Annotated in this window: 11 protein-coding genes; 2 read left to right on the top strand and 9 right to left on the bottom strand. The window is 44.8% G+C overall.

What is annotated here, in order from left to right; translation table 11 throughout:
* Positions 1 to 70 precede the first annotated feature (70 nt).
* The 3 genes from RJ41_RS17795 to RJ41_RS17785 form a co-directional block, all read right to left on the bottom strand.
* Positions 71 to 1,810, bottom strand: coding sequence for an AMP-binding protein (locus RJ41_RS17795; RefSeq protein ID WP_039223596.1), 1,740 nt, complete (start codon positions 1,808 to 1,810; stop codon positions 71 to 73).
* Positions 1,811 to 2,178: 368 nt separating this feature from the next.
* Positions 2,179 to 2,757 carry an EF-hand domain-containing protein gene (locus RJ41_RS17790; protein WP_014949496.1) on the bottom strand — a complete coding sequence of 193 codons (579 nt, stop codon included), beginning with the start codon at positions 2,755 to 2,757 and terminating at the stop codon, positions 2,179 to 2,181.
* Between the two features lie 301 nt (positions 2,758 to 3,058).
* On the bottom strand, positions 3,059 to 5,428 hold the full coding sequence (locus tag RJ41_RS17785; protein ID WP_052235507.1) for a DNA polymerase II: 2,370 nt from the start codon (positions 5,426 to 5,428) through the stop codon (positions 3,059 to 3,061).
* A 301-nt stretch (positions 5,429 to 5,729) separates the two neighbouring features.
* On the opposite strand from RJ41_RS17785, the gene RJ41_RS17780 reads away from it, so the two are divergent.
* A complete protein-coding gene (locus RJ41_RS17780) occupies positions 5,730 to 6,761 on the top strand; it encodes an MBL fold metallo-hydrolase (RefSeq protein ID WP_039223694.1) in 1,032 nt (343 codons plus the stop codon).
* A gap of 69 nt (positions 6,762 to 6,830) precedes the next feature.
* Here RJ41_RS17780 and RJ41_RS17775 read toward each other — a convergent pair whose 3' ends face one another.
* From RJ41_RS17775 to RJ41_RS17750, 6 genes are all read right to left on the bottom strand, one after another.
* Complete coding sequence (locus tag RJ41_RS17775) at positions 6,831 to 8,159, bottom strand: sensor histidine kinase (protein WP_039223594.1); 1,329 nt, start codon at positions 8,157 to 8,159, stop codon at positions 6,831 to 6,833.
* A complete protein-coding gene (locus RJ41_RS17770) occupies positions 8,159 to 8,743 on the bottom strand; it encodes a chemotaxis protein CheX (protein ID WP_014949492.1) in 585 nt (194 codons plus the stop codon). Before RJ41_RS17770 ends, RJ41_RS17775 begins: the two co-directional genes overlap by 1 nt.
* Positions 8,740 to 9,105, bottom strand: coding sequence for a response regulator (locus RJ41_RS17765; protein WP_039223589.1), 366 nt, complete (start codon positions 9,103 to 9,105; stop codon positions 8,740 to 8,742). Before RJ41_RS17765 ends, RJ41_RS17770 begins: the two co-directional genes overlap by 4 nt.
* A gap of 255 nt (positions 9,106 to 9,360) precedes the next feature.
* Complete coding sequence (locus tag RJ41_RS17760; protein WP_039223586.1) at positions 9,361 to 10,539, bottom strand: pyridoxal phosphate-dependent aminotransferase; 1,179 nt, start codon at positions 10,537 to 10,539, stop codon at positions 9,361 to 9,363.
* A gap of 19 nt (positions 10,540 to 10,558) precedes the next feature.
* Entirely contained in the window at positions 10,559 to 11,380 is an 822-nt protein-coding gene (locus tag RJ41_RS17755; RefSeq protein ID WP_039223692.1) for a sulfite exporter TauE/SafE family protein, read from the bottom strand.
* Between the two features lie 115 nt (positions 11,381 to 11,495).
* Positions 11,496 to 14,147, bottom strand: coding sequence for a TonB-dependent receptor plug domain-containing protein (locus RJ41_RS17750; RefSeq protein WP_039223583.1), 2,652 nt, complete (start codon positions 14,145 to 14,147; stop codon positions 11,496 to 11,498).
* Between the two features lie 413 nt (positions 14,148 to 14,560).
* On the opposite strand from RJ41_RS17750, the gene RJ41_RS17745 reads away from it, so the two are divergent.
* Entirely contained in the window at positions 14,561 to 15,541 is a 981-nt protein-coding gene (locus tag RJ41_RS17745) for a LysR family transcriptional regulator (protein ID WP_039223579.1), read from the top strand.

The raw sequence follows: 15,541 nt of genomic DNA, 5'->3' as shown, positions 1-15,541 counted from the left end.
TTTTTTGCGTTTGGAAGAAAAAAAAATAGTGGGGTCAGAGTCACGACTCTGACCCCACTATTTGCTGGGATTATGCTTCGGTTTGTAGAGCTTGCTTCTTCAGTGTTTCTATCATGTATTCGCGCATTTTAAACTTCTGAAGCTTCCCTGTTACCGTCATGGGGTACTCTTTAACTACGCTGATGTATTTGGGTACTTTAAAGTAGGCTAGTTTGGATTTCAGGTAGTCGCGTATCTGATCTTCGTCTATATGTCGATTTTCCTTTGCCTTAATCCATAGGCATACTTGCTCGCCATATTTGTTGTCAGGAATACCAAAGACAGCGGCGTCTGACACATCCGCATGTTGATACAAGACTTCTTCAATTTCTCGTGGATAAATGTTCTCGCCGCCGCGAATAATCATGTCCTTTATTCTACCAACTATTGTGACGTAGCCTTCTTCATCCATTTCTCCAAGATCGCCAGAATGGAGCCAACCTTCATCGTCTATGGTGGCTTTTGTCTTAACCTCATCACCCCAATAACCTTTCATTACACAGTAGCCTCTCGCGCAGATTTCGCCCGGTTCTCCAATAGGCACCGTATTGCCTTGGGGATCTATGATCTTCACTTCTGTATGGGGCATAGCGCGTCCAACAGTTTTGACCTGCTTTTCAAATGGCGAGTCAATGTCAGTAATATGATTGATAGGGCTACACTCTGTCTGACCATAACCTATGACGACTTCTGTCATATGAAATTCACTATGGACCTTTCGCATTAGCTCCTCAGGGCAGGTACTACCCGCCATGACGCCGGTTCTTAACGTTGATAAATCAAAGTCTCTGAAGTTAGGAAGTTCGAGCTCGGCAATAAACATGGTTGGTACGCCATGTAATCCCGTGCACTTTTCTTCTTCTACTGTACGGAGTGTTGTCTCAGGGTCGAATGACTCCCCGGGGAATACTGCGCATGCAGCTGATGCTAAGCAAACTAAGTTGCCCAATACCATTCCAAAGCAGTGATAAAGCGGTACGGGAATACAAAGTTTGTCTTTGTGTGTGAACCTCATTGCTTGTGATACTAATAACCCATTATTTAGAATGTTTCGGTGCGTTAACGTTGCGCCTTTCGGGTTTCCCGTGGTGCCAGAGGTAAACTGAATATTGATGTTATCATTCGCGCTAAGGTTCGATTCAACGGCCTCCAACTGAGACTTGAGCGCTTCCGTTGGTTCTATTTGCAATGCAGAAAAAGCCTGTAATCCTTCTACAGGCTTATCGCCAATAGTGTATACATGTTTAAGTGAAGGCAACTTAGAAAGCGTTAGAAGACGCTTTGGTGTGTTCTTATCTTGGCTGTCGATTTCTGGCGCAAGCTCTTTCAACATGGCGACGTAATTTGACTGCTTGAATGACTGCGCCATGACTAAGTATTTTACGGCAACGTTATTAATGGCAAACGCTAATTCATCAGGACGATAAGCAGGGTTCAGGCATACCATGATCGCCCCGATTCGCGCAGTGGCCATCTGTACGATCGACCATTCGATATTGTTCGGAGACCATATACCCACACGGTCGCCAGGTTCTACACCGTTTGCAAGTAAGCCGCAAGCAACACGTTCTACTTCATACCAATACTGCTGATAGGTCCAGCTAACGTCTTGATGTTTTACAATAATCGCTGGGTTATCGCCATAATTGTCGACAACATTTTTGAAATACTGACCGATAGTGAGCGACGTCAGCTCAGCGTCATCAGAGCCAGTAAACTCACTTTTCTGAAGAGGGAGTAGTGAGTTCGGTGTAAATTTTGATTCCATCATATCTTGCCTCCATGCGCGTACGCATCTGATTTATATATAAATAATAGAGTTGGCTGTTTCGGCTTTTGGTTCCAAATAACCAATGGCAACAATTGCAGTAAATGCTGAATACGCAACGAATAAAACAAATAATTCAATCTTTATTAACAATATTGTTGCAAACGGATTTTGTCGACAAGATGTTAGTCGTATATAGCGTTATTCAACGATGAATTTGTGTGACTCGTCGTACACGCTGAAAGGAGAGTAATAACCAAAAGTGACCATGTATCTGATGTCTAAAGAAAATTTTCTCGACTTTAATGAAACAAAAAAGCCTCCGACGAAGGAGGCTTCTTAAAAATTTTTACTTTACGAGAGGTGAGCGTCTATTCAGACTCAATACCTTCGAAGTAGGCACGATATTCCATACGGGTAACGTAAGAATCGCCATTTTCATCCATCATCTCAAAGTCACCTTCGACATGCGCAACTTTTAACTCCTCGGCTGTAAGCTTACCGTCGCTGTCTACATCGATTTCAGTAAACTTATTGTCGGCTGTGGCTGACATTTCAGTACGAAGCTCCTTATTCTTCTCAGAAATCATTTCACCGTCAGCTTTAGAGAATAATTCAGGATTGCCCTTTTCCGAGAGCAAAGCGTCATTGGTGCCTTCAGTTTTCACCTGAGTAATGATGTCGTCGCTAAACATTGATGGTTTTTCATCAACAAACTTGTTGAATTCAACACGGCTAATCATGCTGTCACCATCGGTATCCATTTTTGCGAGAAGCTTGCTGTCAATAACGCCAGAAGACTCCGAACCGACGATATAGCCGTTTCCATCCTTATCCATTGCGTTAAATCCCATCGAGATCTTCTCTTCGTGGTGGCCTGCTACTGCTGAAGCAGATAGTGTTGCAGCAATAACAGCACTGGTAATCATACTTAGTTTTGTGATCTTCATAATCAAATTCCTTCTGGCTTTTACAGTGAACTCGGGCGTTCAGTTGCCCTAACCACTAGGTCCACAGACCTCAACATAGGTGCAGGTTGGAAGTAAGTTTCAATCTGACACCGCTAATGACTTACGTAATTCATTATTCATTGAATGTGCCAACTGCATAACTAACTGATTTAGTGAGGTAATAAAAATCTAAGGCGAGGATTTCAATGTTATTGCTATGTTAAATCGTCGCAGTGTTTGCAAGATCTTCATACGTCAAACTTAAGCTGATCTCAGATTAGATAGAAGCCCATTAATGAGATTAAAACAGTGAGAGTTGATCGTTTGCTATTGTCTCGAAATGCAAGCCAATAAGAGGCAAGATGCTATCGGCAATGGGTTGGATTTGTTTTTCAATATAGTGATCATATTGAAGGGGGGCCGTGGCGGTTTCTACGGTTTGAGGGCCCTGTACTGTAATGACATAGGCAATGGTCGTATTAAACTGATAGCGAAGTGGCAACCCCTGTTCTTTATAGTATTCGTCCGCTAATCGCGCAGCCTTTACGTGGGGAGGCAGCGACTTTGTATACGACGACAAAGGCTTTCGCAGCCGCTTTTTATAGACCAAAGCGTGGTCCATTTCACCGGATTTTATCGCTGCTATCGTGCTATTTATGTAGTCTTCAACAGGCTGTCCAGTAAACACTTTATTGTACAGCTCGTACTGGAAGGTTTTAGCTAGTACCGTCCAATCAGAGCGGACATTTTCTAAGCCTTTAAAGACAAGTTCACCGCCCTTCATTCCAGCGTAACGTTTTTTGCTGCCTTCGGAAGAGCCTCGGATCGTCGGCATAAAAAACGTAGAAAAGTGAGACTCAAACTCAATTTCTAAGTGGCATTCAATGTCGAACTCACTTTTTAGTAACTCTGTCCACTTTCGATTAATAATGCTAGCGAGCTCAAGTCCAGTCTCTGGGGGCGTACCCAGTGCATCATTCCCTTCTACATGAACAAATGTTGAGTCGGTATCGCCGTAAATAACCGTATAGCCTAGTTCTTCAATCCAACCCGCAGTGGTTTGCATAATCTCGTGACCCCTTAATGTGATTGAGCTAGCCAGGCGAGGATCGTAGAAAGGGCAACCGCCACTACCAAGCACACCATAGAAGGAGTTCATTAATATTTTGATGGCCTGAGAGCGCGGTGCGTCTTTCTGTTTTTTGGCTTCGTCGCGCTGAAGCCATAGGTTTTCAATGATGGAAGGCAGAAAATGAGACTCACGACTAAATACTGCGCCTTTAAACCCTTCTATCGCCGTGTCTGGAGATTTAAGCCCTTCTGCAAGTCCCAACGGATCGATTTTAAATGTACGAATTATGGAAGGATACAGGCTCTTAAAATCGAGGACTAAAACGTCCTTGTATAAACCTGGCTGGGAACGCATGACATAACCACCAGGACTAGCCAAGCCTCCATTTTCAGGTCTTACCCCCGCGACATAAGACTTGCGGTGAAGCTTAGGCAAGTACACATTTAAAAACGCGGCCACTGAGCCTCCGGGGCGACTCATATCTAGGCCGGTAAGAATACTGCGCAGCGCCAGAAAATCGATAAATTGAGTCTTATCCTGAATGCGGTTGACCAGCTCCGTGTCTTTAAAGTTATAGTTAGCGAGTGCAACAGGGTCGCTATGATAAAGACGTTTTATCGCTTCAAGCTTGTCGGCGGCTTGAATAAGCTTATTTTCTCCAAGCAGTTCTTCAGAAACGTGGTCGAGCGAGAACGACTCGAATTGATAAGTCATTGTTTTTAGCGCTTCGATACCATCAATGACGCATCGTCCTGGCACATCAACGAGGGTTTGATCCTCCCACTGTCTTACAGAAGCCTCTCGGCTGTGGCGGCCGATTGCATACTTTAGCGAGTTAGCCCTAGCGCGGCGTTCAAGTACCGCCATATCGAACTGTTTAACATTCCAGCCTAAAATGACATCTGGGTCGTAGGATGTAAGATATGAAAAAAATGCTTCAAGCAATGCTTTTTCTGATTCAACGGTAACGAGCTCGTACGCGCTGTCTTTTTGTCCCTGCAATGTTTGCCCAACAAAATGTGGCGGGCATAGAAGCAGCACAACGTTGAGTCCTTCACCGGCTAACGCAATGCTAAAGAGTTCTTCATTCTCATTGCATTCGATGTCTATGCTAAGTGATGTAAATGTGGTTCTGAATTGACAGGGTCTGATTTGCGCATTTTCTATAACGGTCTGTGACGTATCGTCGAAATCTTGCGGGGCCAGGAATTCCACCGCGCCATACACAAAGCGCTCCATTAAGTAGCGATCAGCAACGCGAATATCCGCTTCGTACAATACAATGCTGCTTTCCTGTGCATGCTGGCGAAGCTGATGCATGTGGGATTCGGTTGCGGTTTTTACCGTCGCAACAGGAACTTGTTCCAGCGTGTGAAACCCGTCATCTGAAATACTGATCTTTGCTGAAATACGCTCGGCGATATTGCGTAAATCATTGGCGTGATCTACAGATACAAAGCAAGTGGGGTATTGGGGTGAAGAAATTAACCTAGCGGTGCTACTGGGCGTTTTAACCCATAGTTCAACATACACTTTGCCTCGCCGGGTAAACGTACTTTTATTGAGTATGAACCCTTGTTGTATTGTTGAGGCTGACATGAATCTGATTTACTAACCGGCTTTGTTGACGTTAATTTCTTTAAATAGCCTCATGGGCGTGTACGTTTTATAAACTCGCATTACCATTATCTGTTCAATAACTGGCGCAAAAGTGCAATAAAAATGCGCTACCACTGTGCACGAGAAACGGCAGTAGGCTTAGTATAACGTTTGTTATCACCTACTCCTATAGATCTCTATTCGACAGATATGTTTGTTTTTGTAAGCAGCGCGAGTTAAAACGAAAACGTACAGTCTTTGTGCACGTTAGACCATGCACGATAGAAAAGGTGAGGGCGATATGGAATATCTATTCGATAAACAGGTAGAGCCGGGCGAGCTAATAGAAGTGGCCGATGGTGTTCTTTGGCTAACAATGCCGCTTCCATTTGAACTTGACCACATAAATTTGTACCTGATCCGCGGTGAAGGCGGTTGGGTGGTCATTGATACTGGCATAGGAACGTCCACCACCAAAACGCTGTGGGAGCGTATATTCAAGCAATTAGACGGGCCAATAGTTGGTGTCATCGTTACTCACTTACATCCTGATCATGTAGGGTTAGCGGGCTGGATAGCCGACACGTATAACGTCCCCTTTTATATGTCACAAACTGAGTACTTTACTGCCCGAGCGTTTGCGGCAGGAAGAAATGGCGCAACGAATGACCGGGATGTGCAATATTACCAGCGAGCAGGTTTAGACGAATCCATGATCGCAAAGCTTACTTCTGGTGAAGGCAACGGCTACAGCAGCGTCGTTTCACCACTACCTATTAGCTACACACGTCTAAAACATGGTATGACGCTGTCGCTTGGCGGTAACGAATGGCAGATCATCATTGGCCGCGGCCACTCTCCTGAGCATGCGTGCCTTTACAATAAGCAAAAAAATATTCTCATATCAGGCGATCATATTTTGCCGATTATCACGCCAAACATTGGCGCCTACTCAACAGAGCCTGATGCCAACACCTTAGACGACTACCTTTCTACGCTGCCGCAATTCAAGAATTTGCCCAAAGATGCGACAGTATTACCTGCTCACAAGCTACCCTTTATCGGCCTGCATGAGCGAGTAGATTCGCTTATTGCTCATCATCACGAGCACCTAAAAGCACTGTTAAATGCTTGTGAGCAACCTCAAACGGTCGTAGAGCTATTACCGGTTATGTTTAAGCGCAAGCTCTCTAGTCGCAACATGGTGTTTGCAGTAGCAGAGTGTTTGTCTCACCTTAATTACTTGCTTAATGAAGGAGCCATTTCGCGGACGTTAAACAGCAAGGGTGTGTATACATTTAAAGCCTGTGAAGTAAAAAAGCTTGCTTGTTAGTTCAGTCAGAGGACATACAAACAGAGTGAGTATTAACAACGTCTTACTCTGTACTGGGCTATCTGTTTTCTAGGCCGTTTGAGAGTTTTCCGCTTCGTTTTCTTTATTCTCTTCATTATCTTCACTGGACGGGGGCTGTGCCGCAGGCTGTTTCGGAATGGTGATCTCTACCACGGTTCCTTTTGCCTCCTTGCTGCTAATAGATATTTTACCTTGATGTTGTTCAATGGCGGTGTAAGCCACAGAAAGGCCCAGCCCTTGGCCTTGCCCTTCGGGCTTTGTAGTAAAGAAGGGTTCAAAAACGCGCTTTAAATGTTTTGTAGGAATACCGCAACCCGAGTCCAGAATTTTGATGGTCACTGTCTTAGGGGACTCAATAACTGTAAGCTTGATGAAGCCCTTACCTTCTATAGCCTGCGCAGCATTTATCATGACATTCATTAGCGCCTGCTTCAGCGGACCAGGGTTCCCCATTACTTCCACTTTTTCGTACTCGCATTCAAATTTATATTGGGGCGTGCTGTACTGGGCAGAAATAAGCGTGATCAGCTGGTGACACACGGCGCAGATATCTACTATTTGCACGCCTTCGGTAGTCTCCAACGAAAAGTTTTTAAGGTTTTCAACGATGTCTTTTACGCGGGTAAGACCGTCTGTAGACTCGGCAATTAGCTCAGTAATATCGTCTTTTAACAAGTCGTAGTGATTAGACTCAAACAGTGCGTCGACCTGCTCTTTAAGTTCGTCGGTGAAGTGTTCGATTTGCCCCTGAACGCCATCACAAATCGCAATAAGGTGAGTTGCGTATTGCCCAAGTGTATTGAGGTTAGCGCTCACAAAACCAATAGGGTTATTAATTTCGTGGGCGATACCTGCCGCTAGCTGCCCGGTAGAGGCCATTTTCTCAGCTTGGATAAGCTGGCTTTGCGCAGTATCTAGCTTGCGAATAAGCTTTCTTTGCGCTTCGTGTTCTTTTTTCAGCGCTTCGGAAAGTTTTTGCTGCGCTCTGAAATAGCTGGCTTGGGCGGTCACATCTTGCAGAAAAATACACGCCAATTTTTGCCCTGTTTTTTTGTCTTTAATGGGCAAGATTTCCATATTCTGGTACATCTGGGTTTCTTCACCCGTTATAGGGCGAGAACTCTTAAACGGAAAGATGTGGGGGCGTTGTTCCCAATAGCTAAAGCTAGGATGCTGTAGTACAAAAACTGATTTTAGTCTGCGTTTAAGAAACTTACCTTGTCCTTGAAATAACTCAACGACTGGCGTTTCTTTATAGCAGTCGCGCATATTGTGAGGAAGTCGATCTAAAAAGAAGTCGTTAAGGTAAACAACCTTAAAGCTCTCATCGACGATACCAATTCCGACAGGTAATTTACCTACCAGCTGTTCAAACATTATGCGAGTAACTCATCCAATGTGTCTTTCATGCGTGCAAGAGATTCATCGTCTAAGCAAAAAACAACGCGCATGCTAAACGACGAGATCGCTATAATAAACTGCACTTCCATCACTAAGCTGTGCTGCCATTGCAACTCATCGAAGTTTGCTTTATCGGGCAAGAATAACGTGGGCATATTCAAATTAGTGGTAAGTTCCAACTGGTCGGAAAGACCCGCTAAACATGCGCCCGCTAAGATATTGCAAAGCTCTAAAATAATTTCTTGAATGTCTTCCTTGCTCAATGGTTCGTCGTAATCCATTAACGTAGCGACCTCACTCAACCCAGCTTGAGATAGCACAGACATAACTTCACCATGCACATCGCCCAAAAAAGACTGACGAGTATAGAAAGCGTCTTCAGTTTCAAACAGAAGGCTGTAAAGCTGAGTGGGGGTGACGGCTGAAATTTTAGGTATTGAAATATCGATTTTGGTTTCAATTAGTTGAGCAAGTGAGTTTGCAGCTTGCCCCATTGAAATGTTTAGCAGTTCTTGAAGGGCATCTCTTTGCTCTTCGTCCAGTGGTAGTACAATGCTCATAGATACCCCAGCTCAAACAACGCCATTGCCAACTCTTCTTTATCTAAAGGCTTACGAAGAAAGCGTTTGGCACCAAGCGACATAACAATTTTCTGTTTTTCAGGCTGAAAATCAGCACTTATTACTATCACGTTTGGCATGTTAGGTCTTGCATGTAAAAACTCTAGCACTCCAACACCATCTACCTCAGGCATGGTGAGGTCTAAAAGAATAAGTCCAAATTCGCTTTCGGAAAGTGAATTTATCGCTTCTTGTCCGTTTGTTGCCTCGGTTATATCGTACTCCAAGTCTTGAGGGAGCGAGCGAATAACGCTGCGCCTCGACAGCTTCGAATCATCAGCAACTAGTACAGAAAGTGACATTTACAGCCTCCTTGAGCGGCATTTACTGTTATGCCTTTTTAGTAAAGTATGTGCAACTTTTGCGTTACTGCAACAATACCTTCAAAAATTATTGTTGTAGTCATGCTCTACACTGCTTATTAGATGATTTCAGTATATGACAAAGGTGACTTTTGTGCGAATTAGACTTTTAGTTGAATTAACAGGTTGCAGGAGTAAGAAGAAGATGGAGAAGACGAGTCGACGTGTATCGATGCTGACACACGCCATTGATATTTAACTTTTTTGCATTGACTGCATTTTTTCTAATGCGGCGGGCATTGCATCAACATAACGTTTAACGTCAGCAATTTTGCCCATGCTCACTCGTGACCAGTTATTGTAAGTACGATAAATACCTCGTATAAGAACGTCTTTTTCAGCCATAGCTTGACGGAAGTATTCGGCGTTGCCGTCACCTAGATTCACAAAAATAAAGTTAGTACTTGAGGGGAGGGCTGTCAAACCGTTGGCTTTAACGGCTTCCATAACCATGGACTTACCTTCGTAAATTTTCTCTTTGGAAAACGTTAAAAATGCGTTGTCATTGTAGCTAGCGATAGCAGCAGCAAGACCCGCTTGATTCAACGTATAGCCGCCCATACCGTAGCGATTAATCCACTCGGTATTTTTCTCTGACGCGATTAAGTAGCCTACTCGCATACCAGCCAATCCATAAATCTTTGAGAAGGTTCGGGCTACAATCACATTGTGACCGGCTTTAACAAGTGGAATCATGGAATGCTTAGGTGGCTCATCGATAAGTTCGTTGTAGGCCTCATCAACTAGAACCAGTGTTTTCTTAGAAGCTTTTATACAGAATTCGCGAAGCTTGATTGGGTCGAGCACTTTTCCCGTTGGATTATTCGGATTACAGATATGTACCATGCCAATTGAATCATCAATAGCGGCATACATGGCGTCAAGGTCAATATCGAGATCTGCTGTATTGGCAACCCTTACTATTTCTGGTGCACCTTGTTTTTCTGGTGCTTTAGACGTGGTATCCCAAAAGAGGTCCGGCCCAAGGATTTTTCCGTTTTTGCTGGCTGCCAAGGCTGCATAAGATAAAACTGGGCTCGACCCAGCGCTCAACGAAATATTTTTACGCGTAATGCCATGACGCTCGGCAATCATATCTAACAGTGTCATAGCGGCGGGGTAAGCGTAGTAGGCTCCACCTTGAGCCGATGCGATAGCAATCGCTTCCAAGGCTTTTGGACTGGGGCCGAAAGGGTTTTCATTAGCATTTAATTTCGCCACGCCCGGTTTGGGTCCATACATGACCGACGCCGCTTTACTTGCGGCTGCACTGGTAGATTGAGCACTTACCAAGTTGGTGAAGCCAGTCGCACCTATCGCAGAAGCTGCAACCGAGCCACCTAAAAATAAACGTCTTGAACGGTTATAACTCACAGATACTCTCCTTTTTATTCTAAATGGCTTTATAAAACATTGCGCTAGAGACAATGACGAGATAAATGCCAAACAATCGTTTTAGCTTCTTTTCGCTAAAGTTATGCGCCATCTTCGCTCCAATAGGTGCCGTAAAAATTGCCCCTATACTGATAGCAATAAGCGCTGGGATATTGATATACCCTATAGTGCCAACAGGTAGAGAGGCCGTGTCTGGATGTTTCATAAATAGAAAGCCGATGGCTCCTGGAAGACCTATCAGGAAACCTACTCCAGCGGCAGTTGCCACTGCTTGCTGTATAGTGCGCTGACACATCACCATGGTGATAACCGTTGGAGTTCCGCCGCCTATTCCAAGCAGGGCAGAGAAACCACCGAGTACAAATGCTAAAACTGCTTTTCCTATGCCTTTAGGCATATCGAAAACAAGCCCGGGTCTTACAACGAACTCAGGGAAAAGGAAGTATACGGAGTAAAGTAGAACACCAGCGGCGAACACGACCGTTAAACCATTGGCGCTGGAGTTGTTTGCGATGAGCAGCCCGCCACCAACGCCAAGAATAAGCCAAATACTCCACGAGCGAAGAATGTCAAAATCCACCGCACCTTTAGCGCGATGGGCCATCACTGACCGAGCGCTTGATACCACAATGGATGCCAATGATGTTCCGATGGCTACCTTAACGAGGGCTTCTGATGGAGGAGTAAAAAACGGAAAAACAGCGAGAAGAGCAGGAACAACAACGAAACCTCCACCATTGCCGAACAGCCCTGCAGTGATGCCAGCAATGGCGCCGGTGATACACAAGGTAACTACAAACCACAGTAGTTCTATTTCCATTGACTTTTTACTCCACACATTACAGCTTTGAACATTGAATGACCCTTATTTTCTACTTATATACCGTTGTTAAAATAGGTAAACACCGGCCTAAGCCGGTGTGTGATAACCTCGATTAGAAGCGTGCGGCTAGGCGCGTGTAGTAATACCCACCTTGCCAGTCGACGATGGAACCAGAGTCGTAAACTTGGCCACAACAGGCATCGCCGTTAGTGCTTACATCTGGATAGTTGTCGAAAAGATTCCTGATACCCACTGACAACGTGAGGTTTTCATTTATGAGATAGGAGCCTTCAATATCAAACATGAATTCGTCGCCGAAGGTTTGAATACTGTCTTCGTTTACAATTTCTCCGTCATCACTTCCCGCGTTTTCGTACTCGCCGTAATAGCTCAGACGAGCAACTGCAGACCATACGTCATAGCTATGTGTGACTGAGAACACCCCGCGCATTTCAGGAGTACTATTTTCAAAATCGAATCGATCTTCAGGATCAAGGAACGCGCTTGCATCAGAATCGAACTCTGTTTTGTTGTAGTTAACGGAACCGGTTAATACGGTGGAGCCGTACTTCGATTCCATTTTGTAAGTAGCGACTACGTCTAAACCCTCAGTAACCGTATCGAATGCGTTTTGAAAGAAGAAAACTCCACCAATTGATTCAGCACCAGAAACGTTTGCTCCCGCAAGGGCTAGGTAATTCTGGTAAGCATCGTAACCATTAGCATCTGGGTCGGTGACGACCGTAGTGGATACATCACGTGTGGATACAGAGTAGAGACGGTCCTCTAATTGAATGTGGTAGTAATCTACGGTAAGCGTTGCGTCGCCGTAGTTAGCCGTCATACCTAAGGTAAAGTTGGTCGACTTTTCAGGTGAAAGTTCATCAGCACCAAGAGCCTGCGCAACTTCTCCTCCTGCAGGGAATAAGCCTGTTGCTACTGGAAAACCATTAGGTAATCGTGTAGATACGTTAGTTGTACCCTGCTGACCTGGAGTGGGGGCGCGGAAGCCTGTACCAAATGAAGATCTAAAACCTACGTCGTCATTCAGCTGGTAGAATGCTGCTACTTTATAAACTACCTCAGAGCCAAAATCTGAGTAGTCCTCATAGCGCAATGCTGCTTGTGCAAATAGCTCGTCAGTAATGTCACCCGAGATATCGGTGTATACCGCATAAGAGTCACGTTCATACGAGCCTGAATAATCTGGTGAATAACCTGGGAAACCATTGGAGCCTACACCTACCACGGTATAAACAGCGTCTACACCTGCTATTCCGTCATCCTCAATACCGTCATCATCGCTATCATTGTCGGTAAAGTTGGCACAATTTAATGTTGAACCATTTGCGATAACGGCTAAACCTGCGGCGGTAGCAGCGGTTCCGTCACAGAACCCATAGGGATCAGATGTGGCATAAGGTCCCGCAAAGTATGAGCTTAATTCACCTTCAGAAATTTCATAAGACTCATCTAAGTAACTTGCACCAAAAGCGAGAACGTAACCGCTCAGGTCGTAGGTGAAGTCAGCTTGTAATTGCGTTTCTTCGTTAGTCAGGTCGCCTGGCTCAAATGACGTAGGCGATTCGTTACCAAGAGATGGGTTAATAGTATTCGCTAACGTATAAGAAATTTCGTTATTCCCGTAGCGACCGCTGATATCGTAGGTAAGGTCGCCAGACATACCTTTTATGCCACCTACCAATGAGTAATCAGTGACATCTCCGAAGAAGCGTGGAGTGAAGCCACCCGGGAAAAATTCTGTCGGATTCCATATAGAGCCATCTTCAAGGCGAATGTCTTCAATAGTGCCGTTGCCCGGATAACGGTAATAGAAAGAGCCGTCGCCCTCACTTTCTGAATAGTTACCAAAAGCGTAAAGTTCGGCTTCAGCACTAAGTGCGTATCCAGAGTTGAAAAAGACCCGTTTTCCGCTGGTATTAGGTTGACCCCAAGGCTGTACCACATCAGAACCGTGAACACTGTTGGCCATAGCAGTTGCATCTGCGATGTATTCGTCTGACTGCTCGTCTACGCAGAACCATGGTTCACAATATTGTTCGCCTCTGAATGTTGCCTCGCTATCTGAATACTCGGCAGAAATGCTAAAGAAGCCATCATCGCCAAGGGCGAAGCCTTTATTTCCTGTAACGGTAACTTGGTCTCCATCACCCTCATAGTAAGTGCCATAGTCGATAGTGAAAGAGCCACCTTCGGTATTGTTTTTAAGCTGGAAGTTGATTACCCCTGCGATGGCGTCTGAGCCATACTGGGCTGCCGCTCCGTCACGCAATACCTCTACACTTTGAATAGCTGCGGTAGGTATTGTGGCAATGTCTGGCCCTTGTGTGCCGGAACCACCTATTGAAACAAGCGCTGCTCTGTGACGGCGTTTAGAGTTCACTAGAACCAAGGTTTTGTCTGTTGGCATACCTCGAAGTGTTGCCGGACGAATAAAGGTGCCGCCGTCTGAAATAGGCTGTCTGCCGACTGAGTATGACGGTACAAGGGTCATTAGCACATTGTTCATGTCGGTAAACGCTACGGCTTCTACGTCTTCTGCGGTTAACACATCAACGGGAACAGGTGAGCTTGTTACTGAGCGCGGCGCACCGCGGGCACCAACAACGGCTATACGTTCAAGGTCTTTAGCTTCTGTGGTTTCTTCACTAACTTCTTGTGCCTGCACAAGCATGGAGGTGGTGAAGAGAGTTAATCCGGTAAGTGCGTAACGTACTGCAGTGTGGAGTTTCTTTTGTTTCATTTGTGTTCCCAATCGTGCTTATTGCTACTTAATTTATGAATGCGGGTTGTTAGAACTTGCACTCTTTCTAGGCACGCACGAGCACCACTTTGATGCAGAGGCATCTTGTAATTGTTGTTGTGTAACTCGTGTACAGGAACTAGGCTAAAAACTCTTTGTCGCTGGTGGAAGAAAGAAGAATATTCAGGGGTATAAGAAAAATATTGAGCCAGCTCGAAGCACGCGCTTTTCTTAGTGTTAGACTTTAGTAGTGTCCTGTGCGAGATTTTTTTAGTTCAAGAACCTTGTCAATATTTTACATTTTTGCTGCATATAACCTATTGGAATGGCATATACCTTGCTGCCTTTATCAGAGATTTTTCCAACGGCAATTCAATGCGTTTCGAACACTGCCATGTTTAAGAGGAGAGCTAGTGCACTCTAAACAGCTACATTACTTCATTACTACAGTGCAAAAAGGCAGTATAGCTGCAGCGGCTCGGGCATTAGATATTGCGCAGCCTGCTATTAGCCAACAACTTGCCAATTTGGAGCGGGAAGTCAAAGCGAAGCTGCTAGAACGTAGCTTTTCAGGGGTTAGCTTAACGCCCGCAGGGGAAGTATTTTATACGCACGCTGAAAAAATAGTGGGTGAAATTGATAATGTCAAAACAGTGCTAGAGGCATTTCAAGTAGGGCAGCAAAGGGTGATAAAAATAGGAATGCTGCCCTCAATCGGTAATGTACTTTCTCTACCGCTGTTAACCGAAATTGCGAAAAATCATAAAAATTTAAAGGTAGAAATCAGCACTGGGCCTTCATACACAATCAACGATTGGCTCGATTCTAAGCAGGTGGATATTGCATTGACTTACCAGCAGGCAGTAGACCCTAAATTCATGAGCGTGACACCGCTAATTCAAGAGGAGTTGCATCTTGTTTTCTCCGCTTCTTCAGCTTACCCCCAATATACCAAGCTTCGAGAAAAATCCATTATAAAATTTTGGGAGATTAGTGAGCTGCCCCTTTTGTCACCTGGAAACAAAGATGCACTAGGTCAGCTTATTGCCGATTATGAGAGGGCTACGGGAGTGAGTTTGAAACATGATCTCGCTTATTCGGGGCAACTTATGACAGGGTTAAGGCAAGTAATGCAAGGTGAGGGCGTGATGATTTTACCTACCTCGGCCATTTTTCATTTAAGAGAGTCAGGGCTGGTATCGACACTCAAAATTACTCAGCCCGAAATGCACAGAACGGTATTGGCGGCGACAAACAAACAGAGAAAATCTGCGCTCAACTATGGAAGCATTATCGATATTATTCGGAAAGTCGTAGCGAAAGAGAACGCACTAAACCATTGGTGTGGCACGCTGGAATTTGCGGCCTCTGCCTTTGCCGTGAAATCGGCATAA

The sequence above is a fragment of the Alteromonas marina genome (genome assembly GCF_000808575.1).
GTDB lineage: Bacteria > Pseudomonadota > Gammaproteobacteria > Enterobacterales > Alteromonadaceae > Alteromonas > Alteromonas marina_A.
This window is presented reverse-complemented; position numbering and strand designations above follow the sequence as displayed.